We start from the raw sequence: 17,904 nt of genomic DNA, 5'->3' as shown, positions 1-17,904 counted from the left end.
ACACCCATGTCTTCGATCGAACGCGCGCTGGCGGCAGAGGCCGGCACCGAGGTGCCGCCGCCACCGCCGCCACCGCCTCCCATCGTGCGCCCGGCTGTCACGCTGCCGGGCCGCGCGCCGCTGCTGACCCGGCCCGGCTGGGCCGCCTTCTTCGCCGCGCTGCTGGCCGTCTGCGCGCTGGCGCCGGTGCTCAACCTCTGGGTGCCCGAGGGCAGCGCGCTGCACCTGTCGGACTACACCGTGGCCGTGCTCGGCCGCATCATGTGCTACGCCATCGCGGCGCTGGCGATGGACCTGATCTGGGGCTACACCGGCATCCTGTCACTGGGCCACGGCCTGTTCTTCGCGCTGGGTGGCTACATGATGGGCATGTACCTCATGCGCCAGATCGGCCTGGAAGGCAACTACAAGAGCGAGTTGCCCGACTTCATGGTCTTCCTGGACTGGAAGGAACTGCCCTGGCACTGGACCTTCAGCGGCTCCTTCGTGCTGCAGATGATCCTGGTGGTGGCGGTGCCGGGGCTGCTGGCCTTCGTGTTCGGCTACTTCGCGTTCCGCTCGCGCATCAAGGGCGTGTACTTCTCCATCATCACGCAGGCGCTGACCTTCGCGGCCATGCTGCTGTTCTTCCGCAACGAGACGGGCTTCGGTGGCAACAACGGCTTCACGGATTTCAAGCGCATCGTGGACATCCCGATCGCCACGCAGCAGATGCGCATGACGCTGTTCGTGGTCACGGGGCTGACCTTGCTGGGCTTCTTCCTGTTCGCGCGCTGGCTGGTGCAGAGCAAGTTCGGACGCGTGCTGCAAGCCATCCGCGACGCCGAGAGCCGCGTGATGTTCTCGGGCTACAACCCGCTGCGCTACAAGCTGACCATCTGGACACTGTCGGCCATGATGTGCGGCGTGGCCGGCGCGCTGTACGTGCCGCAGGTCGGCATCATCAACCCGACCGAGATGTCGCCGGCCAACTCCATCGAGATCGCGATCTGGGCCGCGGTGGGCGGCCGGGCCACGCTGATCGGCCCCATCGTCGGCGCCTTCCTCGTGAGCGGCGCCAAGAGCTGGTTCACCACGGTGTTCCCCGAGTACTGGCTGTACTTCCTGGGCGCCATGTTCATTCTCGTGACGCTGTACCTGCCGCACGGCGTGGTGGGTCTGGCGCGCAATCTGCTCGCACGCGGCAAGGAGGAGCGCGCATGACGCCGGATCTGATGGAAGAGGGCGCGCAGCGCCTGGAGCGCACCGCGGTGGCCGAGCTCGGCAAGACCGAGTCGGGTGGCCGCGAGGCCGGTTTCTCGCGCATCGCCACGCCGGGCGAGGTGGACGTCACGCACGGCCGCATCCTGTACCTGGAGGACGTGCACCGCTCGTTCGACGGCTTCAAGGCCATCAACGGCTTGAGCCTGGACATCGCACCCGGCGAGCTGCGCTGCATCATCGGCCCCAACGGGGCCGGCAAGACCACGATGATGGACATCATCACGGGCAAGACGCGGCCGGACAAGGGCACGGTGTTCTTCGGCAGCACCATCGACCTGCTGCGCCACACCGAGCCCGAGATCGCGCAGCTGGGCATCGGCCGCAAGTTCCAGAAGCCCACGGTGTTCGAGCAGCTCACGGTGTTCGAGAACCTGGAGCTGGCGCTCAAGACCGACAAGAACGTGCTGCCCTCGATGCTGCACCGGCTGGACTCGCGCCAGAGCGACCGGCTGGCCGAGATCCTGCACACCATCCATCTGGCCGACAGCGTGAACCGGCTCTCGGGCAACCTCTCCCACGGCCAGAAGCAGTGGCTGGAGATCGGCATGCTGCTGATGCAGGACCCCAAGCTGCTGCTGCTGGACGAGCCCGTGGCCGGCATGACCGATGAGGAAACGGCGCGCACGGCCGAGCTGTTCCTCACGCTCAAGGGCAAGCATTCGCTGATGGTGGTGGAGCACGACATGAGCTTCATCCGCACGATCTCGGAGATCGTCACGGTGCTGTGCGACGGCTCGGTGCTGGCGCAGGGCACGCTCGACGAGGTGCAGGCCGACGAGCGTGTGATCGAGGTTTACCTGGGACGATGAAATGAGCATCCTGAGCGTCAAAGGCGTCAACCAGTACTACGGCGGCTCGCACATCCTGCGCGATGTGAGCCTGGATGCGCAGCTGGGCAAGGTCACCGTGCTGCTGGGCCGCAACGGCGTGGGCAAGACCACGCTGCTCAAATCGCTGATGGGCCTGGTGCCGATCAAGACCGGCACCATGGAGTTCGACGGCAAGCCGATCCAGGGCCGCACGCCCTATGAGCGCGCACGCGCCGGCATGGGCTTCGTGCCCCAGGGCCGCGAGATCTTCGCGCGGCTCACGGTGGAGGAGAACCTGCGCATGGGCCTGGCCTACAAGAGCGGCAGCACGCCGATCCCGGCCGAGCTGTTCGAACTGTTCCCGGTGTTGAAGCAGATGATCCACCGCCGCGGCGGCGACCTCTCGGGCGGGCAGCAGCAGCAGCTGGCGATCGCGCGGGCGCTGGCGCCCAAGCCCAAACTGCTGATCCTGGACGAGCCGACCGAGGGCATCCAGCCCAGCATCATCAAGGACATCGGCCGCGTGATCCGCATGCTGGCCGACCGCGGCGACATGGCCATCCTGCTGGTCGAGCAGTACTACGACTTCGCCGAGGAACTCGCGGACGAGTACCTGGTCATGGAGCGCGGTGTGTTCATCGCGCGCGGGCCGGGCAGCGAGATGCAGGAGAAGGGGATTCGCCAGCTGGTGGCGATCTGAGTGCAGCCGGGGCGGCGCCGGCCCGGCTGCACAGAGTGGGTGCTGCCGTGGCTGGCGGCACCCGGACACGCTTTACAGCGCTGCGTCCTTCAGCTTCTTCAGCGAGCGCACCTTCACGCGCACGGTGGCGGGCTTGGCGGCGAACTCGCGCTCGACCTTGGTGAAGGGGTCGATGCCACGGCGCTTCTTCTTGGCGGGAATCGCGACGGACGTGACCTTGATCAGGCCGGGCAGCGTGAACTCTCCGAGGCCCTTCTTGTTCAGCGAGGCGACCATCGTGGCTTCCAGCGCGGTCAGCACGGCCTTGACCGTCTTCGGCTCGGCGCCGGACAACTCGGCCAGGTGCGCTTGCAGGCTGGTCTTGTTGAACGCGGTCTTGATGGGCTTCAGCGGGCCGGCTGCGGCCTTGGCGGGTGCGGCCGTCTTGGCCACCACGGGCTTCTTCGCAGGAGCGGCCGTCTTCGCGGGAGCGGCTGCCTTCTTGGCAGGAGCGGCTGCCTTGGCAGGAGCCGCCTTCTTGGCGGGCACAACCGCCTTGGCGGTGGCAGTCTTCTTCAGGGGAGCGGTTTTCTTAGCAGTTGCCATGTCGAGATACTTCTTTGGAATCGGAAATGCGCAATGTCGCGCCGGGCGATTTTAGGAAAGTTCCGGCGGCCCCTTTGAAACCAGCGTTGCCGAGGGGCTGCTGCCTTGCGCAACAACCCTGCGCAAGCGCATCGCGCGGCTACGGTGGCCACGCCGCGCGCTGGCTCACGCCGCGCGCGTGGCGGCCACGCTGCGCCTGGCCAGGCCGTAGAACTGGAAGTACACGGCGTAGATCAGCATCACGAAGTTCAGCAGGTCGACCCAGGTCAGCGGATCGCCACCGAAGCCGGGGACGATGTCCGCCTCGTGCAGCACCGCATGCGCGAACCAGCGCGTGTAGACCACGAACGCAACAGGTCCACGGCCAGTTGTCGAAGATGAGGAAGGTGGCAAGCCACGCCACGATGACCGAGTAGAACCAGCCGATGGTCACGGGCAGGGGCAGCAGCACCGCGTGCGGCTGCGGCGCGCCCGACACACCAGGGTAGACCAGCAGCAGGTAGCCCAGCGCGGTGAGGCAGCCCCCGCAAGCCAGCTGGGCCAGCCCGCTGTGGGTGGGCGCCAGGCCGTGGTCGGTCCACGGCCATCCGCCCATGCCGGTCGCGAGTACGCCGAAGCCGGGGCGGCATCGACGGCGGACATGGCGGATGGCGAAGATGGCATGGCATGGATCCTGGTGCGCACCCGGCCCACCGCGTGGCCGGCCAGGCGCAGGCCGGCCCGCGCCGGCAGATGCGGCGCGGGACAGGCTGGGACGAGGGGAGCGAGAGGGGAAGGGTCTGGCTGCCGGATCAGCCAGCGACCGGCTGGACGATGATCTTGACGTTGCCGTCCTTGTTGTTGACCAGTTCCTCGAAGCCGCGTGTGACGATGTCGGCCAGCGTGATGCGGCCGGTGATCAGGGGCTGGACGTCGATGCGGCCATCGGCGATGAAGCGGATCACGTCGGCGAACTCGCCGTTGTAGGCCAGCGAACCGATGACCTCCTTCTCGGTCGCCACCAGCTCGAAGAAATTGAAGTGGCTGGGCTCTTCGAAGATGCCCACCATGACGCAACGCCCCGCCTTGCGGATCACGTCGATCGCCAGCTTGGCGGTGTTCTTGTTGCCGATGCATTCGAACGACACGTCGGCGCCGTAGCCGCCGGTCAGTGCCTTGGTCTCGGCGATGGCATCGCATTCCTTGGGGTCGATGACGATGCTGGCGCCGACCTCCAGTGCCTTCGCCTTGCGCGCCGACGACATCTCCAGCGCGATGATGCGGCCGGCGCCGGCCGCCTTGGCGCACATGATGGTGCACAGGCCGATGGTGCCAGCGCCCACCACCACGACGGTCTTGCCGACGATGCTGCCGGCCTTCTTGACGGCATGCAGGCCGACCGCGAGCGGCTCGATCAGCGCACCGGCTTCGGTGGGGAAGTTCTCGGGCAGCTTGTAGAGCAGCTCGGCCGGAACGTTCACGTACTCGGCGAATGCGCCGTTGTTCATGAGGCCGGTGAACGCGAGGTTCTCGCAGATGTTGTACAGGCCGTGCGTGCAGTAGTAGCACTTGCCGCAATGCTGGCAGGCGTCGGCCGTCACGCGCTCGCCGACGGTGTAGTCGGTGACGCCGTCGCCGAGCTCGGCGATCTCGCCGCTGAACTCGTGTCCCAGCGTGCACTGCCCCTTGAGGCCGGTGAGCGGGTGGGGATGGTCGACGGGGATGAAGACCGGGCCGGCCAGGTACTCGTGCAGGTCCGATCCGCAGATGCCGCACCAGTGCACGCGGATCTTGACCCAGCCGGCGGGCGGTGCCTGCGGCACCGGCACCTCCTGGACACGGATGTCGTGGCGTCCGTGCCAGACGGCGGCTTGCATGCTGCGTTGGTGTTCGATGGTCGTGCTGTTCATGCTTGTCTCCAGTGGGATGGAAATGCCTGCACGCATGGCGGACGTTCGCCATGGCAGTGCAGAGGGGGGGGACGTGTCAGACCAGGACCATGCCGCCGTCGACCACCAGCGACTGGCCGGTCATGTAGTCCGAATCCGGCGAGGCGAGGAAGCACGAGACGCCGACCAGGTCGTCGGCCGTGGACGGCCTGCCGAGCAGGATGTCGGCGGAGAACTTGTCGAAGGCCTCGTTCTCGTGTGTCGTCATGCCTTCGCTGCGGAAGCCCTGGTCGATCAGCTTCCACATGTCGGTGGCGACCACGCCGGGGCAGATCGCGTTGACCTTGATCTGGTGTTCGCCGAAGGCGCGCGCGCCGGCCTGCGTCAGCGCCACCACGCTGAACTTGCTGGCGCAGTAGTGGGCCAGCGGCGCGTAGCCTTGCTTGCCGGCGATCGATGCGGTGTTGACGATCTTGCCGCCGCCGCCTTGCGCGATCATCTGCTTGGCCGCCTCCTGCATGCCGATCAGCACGCCGAGGGCGTTGATGTCCATCACGCGGTGCCAGTCGTCTTCGGTGATCGAGAGGAAGGCGCGCGTCTGCGCGATGCCGGCGTTGTTGAAGATGCCGTCGAGCCGACCGAACTTCGCCACCGTGGCTTCGACCATGGCCTTGACGCTGGCGCGCTGGCTCACGTCCACCGGCACGGCAATGGCCTCTCCGCCCTGCTCGCGGAGCGCGCGGGCCACGGCTTGGGCACTGTCGGCGTCGATGTCGGCGATGGTCAGGCGGGCGCCTTGCGCGGCCAGGCCCCGGGCGATCGATGCGCCGATGCCGCGGCCTGCGCCGGTGACGATGATGGATTGCTGTGCGAGTCGGCTGGACATGCTGGTCTCCTGTCTGTTGGTGTGGAAGGCCAGCCCTCTTTGCACGCCCCATGCCAGCCGATTTCGACCCGATGTCGATCCGATTGCGGCGATTTCCGTGCCGGATGCGGCGCCTGCGGCGACACCTGTCGCAGCGGCCTGCAACAGGCGTCGCGCGGCGGTGGCGACAGGTGGCGCGCGCAAGGCCCTGGGGCGGCTGTCGTGCAGAGAACTTCCGGGGCGAGCAGCACCATGCCAGGCGGCATGCCGGCCCCGAGGCCGGCGCCGACACGCAATCCGTGGGGCGGGTTCCAGCCACTCTGCGCGCAACACCTGCGCCGCGCCGAGGGCCCGGCGCTACTGCAGGTGCGGCTGCGTGATGCCGTAGCGCTTCATCTGCCGGTAAATGGTCGCGCGGCAGCGTTGCAGCGTGCGCGCCGTCGACGCGATGTTCCAGCGGTGCGCCTTCAGCGCGTCCAGCAGGCGCGCTGCGCCGATGTCCTGCGCAGCCTCCTCGGCCTCGGCGGCCGGCCACGCCTCGCGCGCTGTCGGTGCCGGGGCCGCGCTGGCCGCCTGCCGCCGGGCTGGCGCGCTGGACACCTCCGGTGGCAGGTCTGCGACCCCCACGGGCCGGTCTCCCGCCTGGGCCAGTGCAAAGCGCAGCGCATTGCGCAGCTCGCGGACGTTGCCGGGCCAGTCGTGCGCCAGCAGGCTGCGCAGCGCATCGGCATGCAGGGTCGGGTGGAGCCCCAGGGTCTGGGCCTCCTCGGCGAACAGCTTCTCGATGAGGAACTGCCGGTCTGCCCGTGCGCGCAGCGGCGGCAGTGCGAGGGTCGCCCCCGCGAGCCGGTAGTAGAGGTCTTCGCGGAAGCTGCCCGCCGCGATCGCCTCGCGCAGGTCGCGGTGCGTCGCCGCGATCACGTTCAGGCGCACGGCGATGGGCCGCTCTGCGCCGAGCGGCAAGACCTCGGACTCGGCGAGCACGCGCAGCAAGCGCGTCTGCAGTGCCAGCGGCATGTCGCCGATCTCGTCCAGGAACAGGGTGCCCCCATCGGATTGCGCGATCAATCCCTTCATGCCCTTGCTCTTGCCGCCGGTGAAGCTGCCCGGCGTGTAGCCGAACAGTTCGCTTTCGATCAGGCTCTCCGGAATCGATGCGCAGTTGACGGCCACGAAGGGCTGCGCGGCGCGCGCGCTGTAGGCGTGCAGAGCGCGCGCCAGGACCTCCTTGCCGGCCCCGGTCTCGCCGCGGATCAGCAGGTGCACGTGGCTGTCGACCAGCCGCTTCGATTGGTCGACCAGCCCGCGCATCACCGCGTCGTCGCCGAGCAGCCGGTCGAGTGCATCCTGCCGTGCGTGGCCTGCAGAGCAGCGCCGGTCGCGCGCCCGGGCCGGCGGCTCGCGGCAGTCGGCGTCTGTCGCCACGGGGCCGGGTGCGGCCGTGCCCCCGCCCCGTGGCGGGATCATGACGCCCTGGAACTGCTCGCGGCGGTGCGGCCCGCCGAGCGCCACCGGCTCCGGCGCGCCGCTGCGCGCCATGTTGCGCAGCGCGTCCATGCCGATGTCCAGCAGCTGCGTGAGCGGCTGCCCCACGAGATCGGCCGCACGCCCGCCGAAGCGTCGCCTGGCGCCGGTGTTGGCGCCGCACACGACACCGTCGTCGTCGAGCGCGAACATCACGTCACCCGACACCTCGACCAGCCCGGGCACGGTGCCCAGCCGCAGCACGGCGTGCCGGGCGAAGCAGCGCAGGAAATTGGCGTCCTCGATCATCTGCGCGTACATCGCCGTCAGGTGCTGGACCAGGTGCTGGCTCTCGCGCGCTTCGGGCGAGTGCAGGGCCGACACATCCAGCACGCCGAGCAGTTGCCCGTTGGGTGCGCGCAATGGCGCCGAGGTGCAGGTCAGCGCGATGTGCGTGGCATCGAAATGCTCGGCCTGGTGGCAGGTGATCGTGGCCTGCTCGACCAGGCAGGTGCCCACGCCGCAGGTGCCGGCGTGGGCCTCGTTCCAGTCGGCGCCGATGGTCAGGCCGGCCGCCTTGAGCTGCGGCTCGGAAGCCGGGTTGCCGATGTAGTCGACGGTGATGCCGTCGGCATCGGTCAGCAGCAGCATGTAGCCCAGGTCGGCGACGCGGCCGTACAAGTCCTGCATGCCGGCGCGCGCGACGCGCATGAAGCCGTCCATGCGCTGCTGGTGGTCGCGCACCAGGCCGGAGGGCAGGATGCGGGCAGGCGTCGGGCGCGTCGGGTCCAGTCCGTGCTGCTGCATGCAGCGTGTCCAGGACTTGTGGAAGATTGCCTGCGGTCCCGCGCCGGAGATGCCGGCTGCTGCGGACGAGCCGATCCGGACCACGTTGTCGATGTGACTTGACCTGACGCTGGGCATCGCTGCGGCTCCTGGTGTGGTGTTCGATGCGGTGGGGGCTGACGATTCCATGGCTTCGCCGCTGCGGCCAGGCTGCTCGCACGCTGGGCGGGGGATCGGCTGCGCATGATGGTGGGGCGCATCCGGTGGCTCAATTGCCGCTTTCCCTAGGCGACAGGTGTCGCATCGGGGGCGTTTGTCGCAGCTTGCGACTGCGTTAGCATCGCCACGGGCCGGCCTCCCATTCCATCTCGCCGGCCACGTCGCTCGGACGGTTCCGGGCGCTTACGTGAGAGTCTTCCATGTCCGCATCTTCTGCAGGCAAGCGCCGTTTCGCGCGCATCGACCGCCTGCCCCCCTACGTGTTCAACATCACGGCCGAGCGCAAGCTGGCCGCACGCCGCGCCGGCGTGGACGTGATCGACATGAGCATGGGCAACCCCGACGGGGCCACGCCGCCGCACATCGTGGCCAAGCTCGTCGAGGCCGCGCAGCGGCCCGACACGCACGGCTACTCGGCCAGCAAGGGCATCCCGCGGCTGCGCCGCGCGATCTGCCACTGGTACGAAGACCGCTACGGCGTCGCGTTCGACGCCGACACCGAGGCCATCGTGACCATCGGCTCCAAGGAAGGCCTGGCCCACCTGATGCTGGCCACGCTGGACCGCGGCGACACCGTGCTGGTGCCCGACCCAAGCTACCCCATCCACATCTACGGCGCCGTGATCGCGGGCGCCGACATCCGCTCGGTGCCGATGGCCCCAGGCGTGGACTTCTTCGGCGAACTCGAGAAGGCCATCCGCGGCAGCTACCCCAAGCCCAAGATGATCGTGCTGGGCTTCCCGTCCAACCCGACGGCGCAGTGCGTGGAGCTGGACTTCTTCGAGCGCGTGGTGGCGCTCGCGAAGAAGCACGACATCTTCGTCGTGCACGACCTGGCCTATGCCGACATCGTGTTCGACGGCTGGAAGGCACCGTCCATCATGCAGGTCAAGGGCGCGCGCGACATCGCGGTGGAGTTCTTCACGCTGTCCAAGAGCTACAACATGGCGGGCTGGCGCGTGGGCTTCATGGTCGGCAACGCCGACCTCGTGGCGGCGCTGGCCCGCATCAAGAGCTACCACGACTACGGCACCTTCACGCCGCTGCAGGTGGCGGCCATCGCCGCGCTGGAGGGCGACCAGCAGTGCGTGAAGGACATCGCGCTGCAGTACCAGCGCCGGCGCGACGTGCTCTACAAGGGCCTGACCGAGGCGGGCTGGGCGGTGGAGTGCCCCAAGGCCTCGATGTACATCTGGGCGCGCATTCCCGAGGCCTACCGCGCCATGGGCTCGCTGGAGTTCAGCAAGCAGCTGCTGGACAAGGCCAGGGTCAGCGTCTCGCCCGGCATCGGCTTCGGCGACCACGGCGACGAGCATGTGCGCTTCGCGCTGATCGAGAACGAAGCGCGCATCCGCCAGGCCGTGCGCGGCATCAAGACCATGTTCAAGGCCGACGGCCTGGTGTGAGCCGATAGTGAGCATGCGTTATCATTAGAGCCTCGCGAGGGCAGCCGCCCTCGCTTTGCTTTTTCTGAAGAATCGCGCATCGCCATGGATCTGCTCGGCATCCTGATCGCCACCCTGGTCGCCGGCGTCGGCAGTGTCTGGCTCGCGGCGCTGCTGCTGCGGCTGGCCGCACGCCAGCGCCGGCTCATCGCCGACCGCCGCTACCTGCTGAGCTTCGCGGCCGGCGCGCTGCTGGCCACGGCCTTCGTGCACCTGCTGCCCGAGGCCTTCGAGAGTGGCATGAATCCCGCGCTGCTGTTCGGCGTTCTGCTGGCCGGCCTGGTGGTGTTCTTCCTGCTCGACAAGGTGGAACTGTGGCACCACGGCCATGAGCATGCCGACCACGGCCACGCGCATGGCCACGATCACCACCATGGGCACCACCACCACGGCGGCAAGGGTGGCGGCTGGGCCGTGCTGGCCGGCGACAGCGTGCACTGCTTCGGCGATGGGATCGTGATCGCCTCGGCCTTCACGGTCAGCCCGGCCCTGGGCGCGGTGGCGGCGCTGGCCGTGCTCGCGCACGAGGTGCCGCACCACATCGGGGATCTCGTGGTGCTGGACGGCGGCACCGGCACGCCGCGCGTGGCCGTGCTCAAGCTCACGCTGGCCGGCATGGTCACGGCCCTGGGCGGCCTGGTCGGCTGGTGGCTGCTGGAGCGGCTGCAGGCCTGGTTGCCGTACTTCCTCGTGGTGGCCAGCAGCAGCTTCATCTACGTGGCGCTGGCCGATCTGATCCCGCAGCTGCAGACACGGCTGACCAAGCGCCAGACGGTGGCTCAGGTCAGCTGGCTGGTGGCCGGCATCGCGCTCGTGGCGGTGGTGGGCACCCTGGCCCACCACGGTCACGACCATGGGCATGGAGACCACGACGGCCACGGCCATGAGGATGTCACGCATTCGCGCGACCATGATGGCGAGCACGCGCACGACCACGCGCCTGCGGCGCCGTCGGCCTTCAAGTAGGGAACTTCCAGGCCGCCGCGGCGGTCCGCACGGTGACAACAGCACAACGCAGCATGCCCATCACTTCTTCTCCTCCGATCTGCCGCCTGCTCGCGGCCTGCGGCCTGGCGTTGGCGCTGGCCGCACCGGCGTTCGCGCAGCACGACCACAAGGCGCACGCCCATGGCCGCATCGAGCTTGACGTGGCGGTGGACGCCCAGCGCATCAGCCTGCGCATGGAGTCGCCACTGCACGACCTGCTGGGCTTCGAGCGCGCACCGCGTTCGGTGGCCGAGCGCGGCCGCGTGACGGCGCTGGCCGAACGGCTGCGCGCGGCCGACAAGCTGTTCATGGTCGACGCCGCGGGCGAATGCCAGCTCGCCGACGCCACCGTCGAAGCGCCGGTGCTGGGCCTGGGCGGCGCCGCGACGGCGGCTTCCGCCGCGGCACCCGATGCCGAAGCCCATGCCGACCTGGTGCTGACGGCCAACTTCGACTGCCGCAAGGCCACGGCCGCGCAACACGTCGACGTGCGCCTGTTCGATGCCTTCCCGGGCGTGCGCACCGTGGCCGCGCAGGTCGCCGGCCCCAAGGGCCAGGGCCTGACGCTGCTGCGCAAGGCCGCGGCCCGCTTGCCGCTCGCAGGCAGGTGAGCACACCCGTCCTGCAGGTCCTGGACCTGCGCTTCGCCTGGCCCGGCAGCCGCGAGGACTGTCTGGACATTGCCGCCTTCACCGTGGCGGCCGGCGACACCGTGTTCGTGCACGGCCCCAGCGGCTGCGGCAAGAGCAGCCTGCTGGCGCTGGCCGCCGGCGTGCTGCTGCCCCAGCACGGCCGCGTGGCGCTGGCCGGGCGCGACTGGCAGGGCCTGTCCCGCGCCGCGCGCGACCGCTGGCGCGTGGACCATGTGGGCATCGTGTTCCAGCAGTTCAACCTGCTGCCTTACCTGAGCGTGCTCGACAACGTGCTGCTGCCCTGCCGCTTTTCGGCACAGCGCCAGCGCGCGGCCGCGCAGCAGGGCGGCTCGGCCCGTGCGCAGGCCGGCCACTGGCTCGCGGCCATGGGCCTGGACGAGGCGCTGTGGTCGCGCCAGCCCGGCCAGCTGTCCGTGGGCCAGCAACAGCGCGTGGCGGCGGCGCGTGCGCTGGTCGGCATGCCGGCCCTGGTGATCGCCGACGAGCCGACCTCGGCCCTGGACGAAGACCGGCGCGACGCCTTCGTCGACCTGCTGCTGGCGGCCTGCGCAGACGCCGGCAGCGCGCTGCTGTTCGTGAGCCACGACCGGCGGCTCGCACCGCGCTTCAGCCGCCAGGTGGCCTTGCCTGAACTCAACCGCGCAGCAGCGGGGAGGGCGCTGGCATGAAGCCTTTCCTCGCCGTGCTGGCGCTGCGCAGCGCCTGGAACCGGCGCTTCACGCTGGCGCTGACGATCGCCTCGATCGCGCTGTCGACCTTCATGCTCCTGGGCGTGGAGCGCATCCGCAGCGACCTGCGCGACAGCTTCGCCTCGGCCGTGTCGGGCACCGACCTCATCGTCGGCCCGCGCACGGGCTCGGTGCAGCTGCTGCTGTATTCGGTGTTCCATGTGGGCGGCGCGCGCAACAACATCGGCTGGAACACGGTGCAGGCGCTCAAGGCGCAGCCGGCCGTGGCCTGGGTCGTGCCGCTGTCGCTGGGCGACGCGCACCGCGGTTTCCCGGTCATGGGCACAAGCACGGACATCTTCGAGCGCTTTCGCCATGGCGAAAGCCAGCCGCTGCGCCTGGCGCAGGGCCAGCCCTTCGCGCAGCTGTTCGACGCGGTGATCGGCGCCGAGGTGGCAGAGCGCCTGGGCTATGGCCTGGGCCAGCGCATCACGCTGGCACACGGCGGTGGCGAGCTGGAGCAGGACAGCCACGCCGACAAGCCCTTCGGCGTGGTCGGCGTGCTGGCGCGCACGGGCACGCCGATCGACCGCAGCGTGCTGATCAGCCTTCAGGCCATGGAGGCGCTGCACGCCGACTGGATCGGCGGCATGCGGCTGCCTGGCCGTGCGCCCGCGGCGCTGCCGGCCGACCTCACGCCCAAGTCCGTGACGGCAGCCTTGGTCGGCCTCAAGAGCCGGGCGCAGGTCTTCTCGGTGCAGCGCTGGGTCAACAACTACGGCGGCGAGCCTGTCATGGGCATCCTGCCCGGCGTGGCCATGGACGAGCTCTGGGACGTGATCGGCCCCGGCGAGCAGGCCCTTCTGGCGATGTCGGGCCTGGTCGCGCTGGTCAGCATGGCGGGCCTGGTGGCCGTGGTGCTGGCCGGACTCAACGAACGCCGGCGCGAGCTGGCCGTGCTGCGCGCCGTGGGCGCGGGCCCGGTGCAGGTCATGGGTTTGCTGGCGCTCGAGGGCCTGTGGGTCACGCTGGCCGGCCTGCTGCTGGGCCTGGTGACGCAGTGGGCGGTGATCGCGGCGACCGGCTCCTGGCTGCAGTCGCAGTTCGGCCTCAGCCTGCAGCTGGCCTTGCCGAGCGCAGCACAATGGAGCCTGTTGGCCGCCCTGCTCGCGGCCGGATTGCTGGCCAGCCTGGTGCCAGGCTGGCGCGCCTACCGTTTGTCCCTGGCCGATGGCCTGACCCCGAGGATTTGACATGTTCCAAGACCGTGACCGCATGCCGACGCGCCGGGCCGCCCTGGCGGCCTGCGCCGCTGCCGCCCTGGCGCCGCTGGCCGCCCGGGCCGCGCAATTCCGCGAGATCACCTGGACCGAGCTGGTGCCGGCCGGCTGGGACCCGGCGAAAGACCTGCAGGGCCTGAGCTCCGGTGCCGGCGGCCTGCAGGACACCGACCCGCGCGCCAAGGAGCTCATGGACAAGCTGCGCGAGATCTGGGACAACGCACCCACCGTGGCCGCCATGAATGGCATCGACGCCAAGCTACCGGGTTATCTGGTGCCGCTCGAGGAGGGCAAGCAAGGCATCCGCGAATTCCTGTTGGTGCCGTACTTCGGCGCCTGCATCCACACGCCGCCGCCGCCGTCCAACCAGATCCTGCTGGGCCGGGCCGAGAAGCCGTTCACGGGCCTGCGCACGATGGAGGCGGTCTGGGTGTACGGCCGGCTGGAGATCGAGCGCGCGCCGTCGTCCATGGGCGTGGCCGGCTACACCATGCGCGTGGCCAAGGTCGAGAAGTACCGGGAAAAATAAGGCGTGGAGCGCAGTACCCGCCAGCGCGACGCGATCCGCCAGGCCCTGGTGCAGGCTGGCCGCCCGCTGCTGCCCACCGAGATCCTGGCCGCGGCGCAGGCCGAGGTCCCGGCGCTGGGCATCGCCACCGTCTACCGCAACCTCAAGCAGCTGGCCGAGGCCGGCGAGGTGCAGAGCGTGGAGCTTCCCGGCGATGCGCCACGCTTCGAGCCGGGCGGGCACCATCACCACCACCACTTCAGCTGCACCGTCTGCCACCGCGTGTTCGACGTGCACGCCTGTCCGGGCGACATGCAGAAACTGGCGCCGCCCGGCTTCGCGGTTGAGCGCCACGAACTCACGCTCTATGGCCGCTGCGACGAGTGCGCTGCACCCAAGGCCGGCCGCCGCGGCGCGGCCGCACGGCGAAGCTGAGAAAAGCGCCCGCCGACGGGCTTTTGTCCCACAATGGTCCGGCAGGCCGGTGGCGACAATGCGCTCGTCGGGCGCGCTGGCCCGCCCACAGGAGGACGTATGGACAGCTTGCGAACGCGCACGTTCTTGGCCGTCGGTCTGCTGGCTTGCGCCTGCGCTTTCGCGCAGGGCAGCAGCAGCCCTTCGTCCCCTCCATCCGGCGCGAACTACGAATTGCGCCGCGGCAGCTGGCTGCCGGGCGGCTATGCGGGGCTGAACCTGGGCCGGCCGAGCTACCGTCTCGATTGCGGCCTGGGCGGCTGCGACCAGCCCAGCCTGTCGGGCAATGTCTATGTGGGCAGCATGTTCACTCCCCACTTCGGTGCCGAACTCGGCCTGCTGAGCATGGGCGACCTTGAGCGCGCGGGTGGCGACACCCGGGCCGAGGGCGTCAACTTCAGCCTGGTCGGCCGGGCCCAGGTGGGCGCCGGCTTCGGGGTGTTCGGCCGCGTCGGCACCACCTGGGGGCGCACGCGCGTCGACGCAGCGCCCGGCGCCGGCATTGCCACCGGCCGTGCGAGCGGCTGGGGGCCGGCCTACGGCCTCGGTGTGGACTGGGCCTTCAGCAGCCAATGGTCGGCGGTACTGGATTGGCAGCGCCACCGTTTCGATTTCGTTGGCGACGACAATGGCTGGGTCCGGTCCACCAGCATCGGGCTCAAGTACCGCTTCTAGACACTGCCTCCATGCCCCAGACCCGCATCCTGTACGTCGAAGACAACGAAGACCTGCGCGATTCCATTGCCATGCTGCTGGAAGAGGAGCCCGGCTACGCCGTGACGGTCTGTGCCAGCGGCGAGGAAGGCCTGGCGCTGCTGGCGCAGGACGATTGCGACATCCTGATCACCGATGTCGGCCTGCCCGGACTGTCCGGCGTGGAACTGGCGCAGCAGGTGCTGGCGCGCAAGCCGGCGCAGCACGTGCTGCTGTGCTCGGGTTACGACATGGGGGGCGAACTGGCGGCGCTGGGGCCGCATGTGCAGGCGCTGACCAAGCCGTTCGAAGTCGACGACCTGGAGCAACTGCTTTGCAAGATGGTGGCGTCGTTGCGCAGCCACGCCTGAGAGCTTGTGTAGAAATGGCTTGAACTCACGCAAGACCCTGCACGTCGCTTCCCCATCCAAGCTGCGCTGGCGGGGTCTTGCCCTGCGGGCACCCCGTCGTGAGTCCAATCCATTCCTTCACAAGCTCTGAGGCCGCACACGGGCGCTTCAGTCGCGTCGCTCTATCCAGCCGACCGCCTGGTCGCGCAGCTGCACGATGCGAGACCAGCTCATGCACATGCGCGCATAGGCGCGCAAGACGTCGGTGCTGACGGGGGCGTCCAAACCCTCGATGGCAGCCGGCTCCAGCCGGTTGCGCGCCACTGTCTCGAATTCATTGCTCGCCTGCAGCCATTGCTCGGCCAGGTCGCCGTAGCCGGTGTCGTGCAATGCCATGCATGCATCGTCGCGCCGGTGCTCCTCGATCAGTGCCAAGGCCTGGGCCTGGTGCAAATCCATGTCGTTCTCCCCTCTTGCTGCGCCCTGGCGCAGCTGTTGCATCTGGTTTCGATGGGGATCGTGCGTGGCCGCAGGCGTGCCGTTTGTAGGCGGCGAGCGCATCCGCATGTGCGCCTTGTCCGTGCCCGGCCTACATGCCTGAGCAAGTCGTGGGGCAACGGGCACGTGGCGGTCGCGCCGGGCCGATGCCGTGCCGATGTCGCGCACGCTTCGGTGGCAACCGCCTACAGGCCATGCTCTGACGTTGCCCGAGCATCGCTGGGCACGCATGTGCGTGCGTCCGGATGGAGGATCCGATGAAGAAGTTTCTGTTGGCAACCGTTGCGGCTCTGAGCCTGGCCACCGCTTCCGCCCAGGTCGGCAAGGCCGCCTCGGAGGCGACCGATGCCGCCAAGCACAAGATCGATCAGAAGCGGGCCGACAACGAGGCCGAGAAGAGCGGCCCGGTCGGCAAGGTGGTCAACAACGTGAAATCGGACTACCACAAGAAGCAGTCCCAGCGGTCCGCCGGCAAGGCCAAGAAGGCGCTCAAGGACGCTGGCTGAGCCGGCGCAGCGGGCCAGACCCTCAGGTGGGTTCGGCCCAGGCCAGCGCCTGCAGGTGCGCCATGTTCACCTGCCGGCTCGACAGGGCCAGTGCGTTGGCGACACGCGCGAACACCGCATCGTCGCCGCGCTCGCAGGCCTCGGTCAATTCGAGGAAGGGCGCGTACAGGCCGCGGCGGTGCAGCAGCGCGTCGACCACCGGCCCTGGCAGGGCCACCGACTCCAGTGCCTTGGCCATGGGTACGCCCAGCATGCTGTCCAGCAGCGAGAACACGCCGACCGTGAAGGCGTTGTCGCATTCCTCCGGCGAGAGCAGTTCGGCCGTCAGCAGTTCCATGAGGCGGCCGCGCACCACCGCGGTCTGGCCGATGGCGGGTGGCGGGCCGCCGCTGTGCGAGGTGCTCACCAGCAGCGCGGCCCAGCGGAACAGCTTGTGCATGCCGAGGATCATGAGCGCGTGGCGGAACGAGGTGATCTCGCAGTTCAGGCCGAAGCCCGAGGCATTGATGAAGCGCAGCAGGTTGAACGACAGCGTGGGATCGCGCTTGAGCAGCTCTTCCAGCTCGGTGGTGTCGGCCTGGCTGCGCACCAGGTTGATGAGCCGGATGATGGTCGCCTGCGACGGCCGGATCGTCAGGGCCTTGACCATGGTCGGCTTGGCGAACCAGTAGCCCTGGAACAGCTTGACGCCGTAGCTGGCCAGCAGCTTGTGCTGCTCGCCCGTTTCCACCTTCTCAGCCACCAGCTGGGCGCTGGTGTTGCTGCGTGCGAACTGCACGAAGGCTTCGACCTTGTCGCTGGACAGCACCATGAGGTCCAGCTTGACGTAGGCCGCCAGCGCGCGCCAGGGTGCGTAGCCGCGCGTCAACACGGTGTGGTTGAAGGCGAAGCGAAAGCCCTCCTTGTGCAGCTTCTGCATCACCTCGGCCATCTTGGCGATGAGGGCGGGGTCGTGCCCGGCGATCGGCGGCACCTCCAGCACCACCTTGTCCGGGTGGATCAACTCCAGGTGGCCGCCGGCCAGGCTTTCGTGCGTGCAGTTGATGAACACGAGCTTGTTGCCGACCAGGGTCTCGGTGTCGGCGAACGACAGCGCGTTGAACAGCAGGGCGGCGTCGCTGTCGGCCGTGTGCTGGCTGGGCGAGGTCGAACGGTCGAACAGCTCGTAGCCGAGCACCGTCCGGGTGTCGTCCACGATGGCCTGCCGCGCGATCACGACCTGGTTGTCGGCATCGCCGGGAGGCGGCTTCATGGGGGTCAGCGCGTCGGAGATGATGGACATG

At 69.0% G+C, this 17,904-nt stretch carries 20 protein-coding genes; 13 read left to right on the top strand and 7 right to left on the bottom strand.

What is annotated here, in order from left to right; genetic code table 11:
* Positions 1-6: 6 nt before the first annotated feature.
* From urtC to urtE, 3 genes are read left to right on the top strand one after another with little or no spacing between them, the layout of a single operon-like run.
* Positions 7-1,203 (top strand): urea ABC transporter permease subunit UrtC, encoded by a 1,197-nt coding sequence (gene urtC / locus ASF45_RS02375; RefSeq protein ID WP_082550760.1) that lies wholly within the window; start codon positions 7-9, stop codon positions 1,201-1,203.
* Positions 1,200-2,072 (top strand): urea ABC transporter ATP-binding protein UrtD, encoded by an 873-nt coding sequence (gene urtD, locus ASF45_RS02370; protein WP_056656261.1) that lies wholly within the window; start codon positions 1,200-1,202, stop codon positions 2,070-2,072. The genes urtC and urtD overlap by 4 nt, the downstream gene beginning before the upstream one ends.
* 7 nt (positions 2,073-2,079) lie before the next feature.
* Positions 2,080-2,772, top strand: a complete 693-nt coding sequence (urtE, locus tag ASF45_RS02365; protein ID WP_056657428.1) for an urea ABC transporter ATP-binding subunit UrtE — start codon at positions 2,080-2,082, stop codon at positions 2,770-2,772.
* A 72-nt stretch (positions 2,773-2,844) separates the two neighbouring features.
* On the opposite strand, the gene ASF45_RS02360 is transcribed toward urtE, so the two are convergent.
* The 5 genes from ASF45_RS02360 to ASF45_RS02340 form a co-directional block, all read right to left on the bottom strand.
* Entirely contained in the window at positions 2,845-3,357 is a 513-nt protein-coding gene (locus ASF45_RS02360; RefSeq protein ID WP_082550759.1) for an HU family DNA-binding protein, read from the bottom strand.
* 165 nt (positions 3,358-3,522) lie between these two features.
* On the bottom strand, positions 3,523-3,702 hold the full coding sequence (locus ASF45_RS36220; RefSeq protein ID WP_056656256.1) for a hypothetical protein: 180 nt from the start codon (positions 3,700-3,702) through the stop codon (positions 3,523-3,525).
* Between the two features lie 446 nt (positions 3,703-4,148).
* Positions 4,149-5,213, bottom strand: a complete 1,065-nt coding sequence (locus ASF45_RS02350; RefSeq protein WP_056657425.1) for a 2,3-butanediol dehydrogenase — start codon at positions 5,211-5,213, stop codon at positions 4,149-4,151.
* Positions 5,214-5,322: 109 nt separating this feature from the next.
* Positions 5,323-6,111 (bottom strand): SDR family NAD(P)-dependent oxidoreductase, encoded by a 789-nt coding sequence (locus ASF45_RS02345; RefSeq protein WP_056656253.1) that lies wholly within the window; start codon positions 6,109-6,111, stop codon positions 5,323-5,325.
* 336 nt (positions 6,112-6,447) lie between these two features.
* Positions 6,448-8,478, bottom strand: a complete 2,031-nt coding sequence (locus ASF45_RS02340) for a sigma-54-dependent Fis family transcriptional regulator (RefSeq protein ID WP_056656250.1) — start codon at positions 8,476-8,478, stop codon at positions 6,448-6,450.
* Positions 8,479-8,759: 281 nt separating this feature from the next.
* Between ASF45_RS02340 and alaC the strand changes: the two genes are divergently transcribed.
* The 9 genes from alaC (at position 8,760) to ASF45_RS02295 (ending at position 15,638) form a co-directional block, all read left to right on the top strand.
* The gene (gene alaC / locus ASF45_RS02335) at positions 8,760-9,965 is read left to right on the top strand and encodes an alanine transaminase (protein ID WP_056656248.1); all 1,206 of its coding nucleotides are present in this window, start codon (positions 8,760-8,762) and stop codon (positions 9,963-9,965) included.
* Between the two features lie 84 nt (positions 9,966-10,049).
* Complete coding sequence (locus tag ASF45_RS02330; protein WP_056656245.1) at positions 10,050-10,970, top strand: ZIP family metal transporter; 921 nt, start codon at positions 10,050-10,052, stop codon at positions 10,968-10,970.
* 53 nt (positions 10,971-11,023) lie between these two features.
* The gene (locus ASF45_RS34965) at positions 11,024-11,602 is read left to right on the top strand and encodes a DUF2796 domain-containing protein (RefSeq protein ID WP_056656242.1); all 579 of its coding nucleotides are present in this window, start codon (positions 11,024-11,026) and stop codon (positions 11,600-11,602) included.
* Positions 11,599-12,312, top strand: coding sequence for an ATP-binding cassette domain-containing protein (locus ASF45_RS02320; RefSeq protein WP_056656239.1), 714 nt, complete (start codon positions 11,599-11,601; stop codon positions 12,310-12,312). The genes ASF45_RS34965 and ASF45_RS02320 overlap by 4 nt, the downstream gene beginning before the upstream one ends.
* Positions 12,309-13,565 carry an ABC transporter permease gene (locus tag ASF45_RS02315; RefSeq protein ID WP_056656237.1) on the top strand — a complete coding sequence of 419 codons (1,257 nt, stop codon included), beginning with the start codon at positions 12,309-12,311 and terminating at the stop codon, positions 13,563-13,565. Before ASF45_RS02320 ends, ASF45_RS02315 begins: the two co-directional genes overlap by 4 nt.
* A 1-nt stretch (position 13,566) precedes the next feature.
* Positions 13,567-14,121, top strand: a complete 555-nt coding sequence (locus ASF45_RS02310) for a DUF3299 domain-containing protein (protein WP_056656234.1) — start codon at positions 13,567-13,569, stop codon at positions 14,119-14,121.
* Between the two features lie 3 nt (positions 14,122-14,124).
* A complete protein-coding gene (locus ASF45_RS02305; protein WP_056656231.1) occupies positions 14,125-14,535 on the top strand; it encodes a Fur family transcriptional regulator in 411 nt (136 codons plus the stop codon).
* Positions 14,536-14,634: 99 nt separating this feature from the next.
* Entirely contained in the window at positions 14,635-15,249 is a 615-nt protein-coding gene (locus ASF45_RS02300) for a porin family protein (protein WP_056656228.1), read from the top strand.
* A gap of 11 nt (positions 15,250-15,260) precedes the next feature.
* Positions 15,261-15,638 carry a response regulator gene (locus ASF45_RS02295; protein WP_056656225.1) on the top strand — a complete coding sequence of 126 codons (378 nt, stop codon included), beginning with the start codon at positions 15,261-15,263 and terminating at the stop codon, positions 15,636-15,638.
* A gap of 147 nt (positions 15,639-15,785) precedes the next feature.
* Here the strand turns inward: ASF45_RS02295 and ASF45_RS02290 are convergent, their stop codons facing one another.
* Positions 15,786-16,076, bottom strand: coding sequence for a hypothetical protein (locus ASF45_RS02290; protein ID WP_056656223.1), 291 nt, complete (start codon positions 16,074-16,076; stop codon positions 15,786-15,788).
* A gap of 296 nt (positions 16,077-16,372) precedes the next feature.
* Here ASF45_RS02290 and ASF45_RS02285 point away from each other — a divergent pair, with 296 nt between their 5' ends.
* Complete coding sequence (locus tag ASF45_RS02285) at positions 16,373-16,621, top strand: hypothetical protein (protein ID WP_056656220.1); 249 nt, start codon at positions 16,373-16,375, stop codon at positions 16,619-16,621.
* A gap of 22 nt (positions 16,622-16,643) precedes the next feature.
* Here ASF45_RS02285 and ASF45_RS02280 read toward each other — a convergent pair whose 3' ends face one another.
* On the bottom strand, positions 16,644-17,903 hold the full coding sequence (locus tag ASF45_RS02280) for an EAL and HDOD domain-containing protein (protein WP_056656217.1): 1,260 nt from the start codon (positions 17,901-17,903) through the stop codon (positions 16,644-16,646).
* Between the last annotated feature and the right edge of the window lies 1 nt (position 17,904).

Origin of the sequence: Pseudorhodoferax sp. Leaf265, from assembly GCF_001422365.1 — a bacterium.
Classification (GTDB): domain Bacteria; phylum Pseudomonadota; class Gammaproteobacteria; order Burkholderiales; family Burkholderiaceae_C; genus Pseudorhodoferax.
The sequence above is the reverse complement of the archived record's forward strand: the minus strand, read 5'-3'. Positions and strand labels throughout refer to the sequence as shown.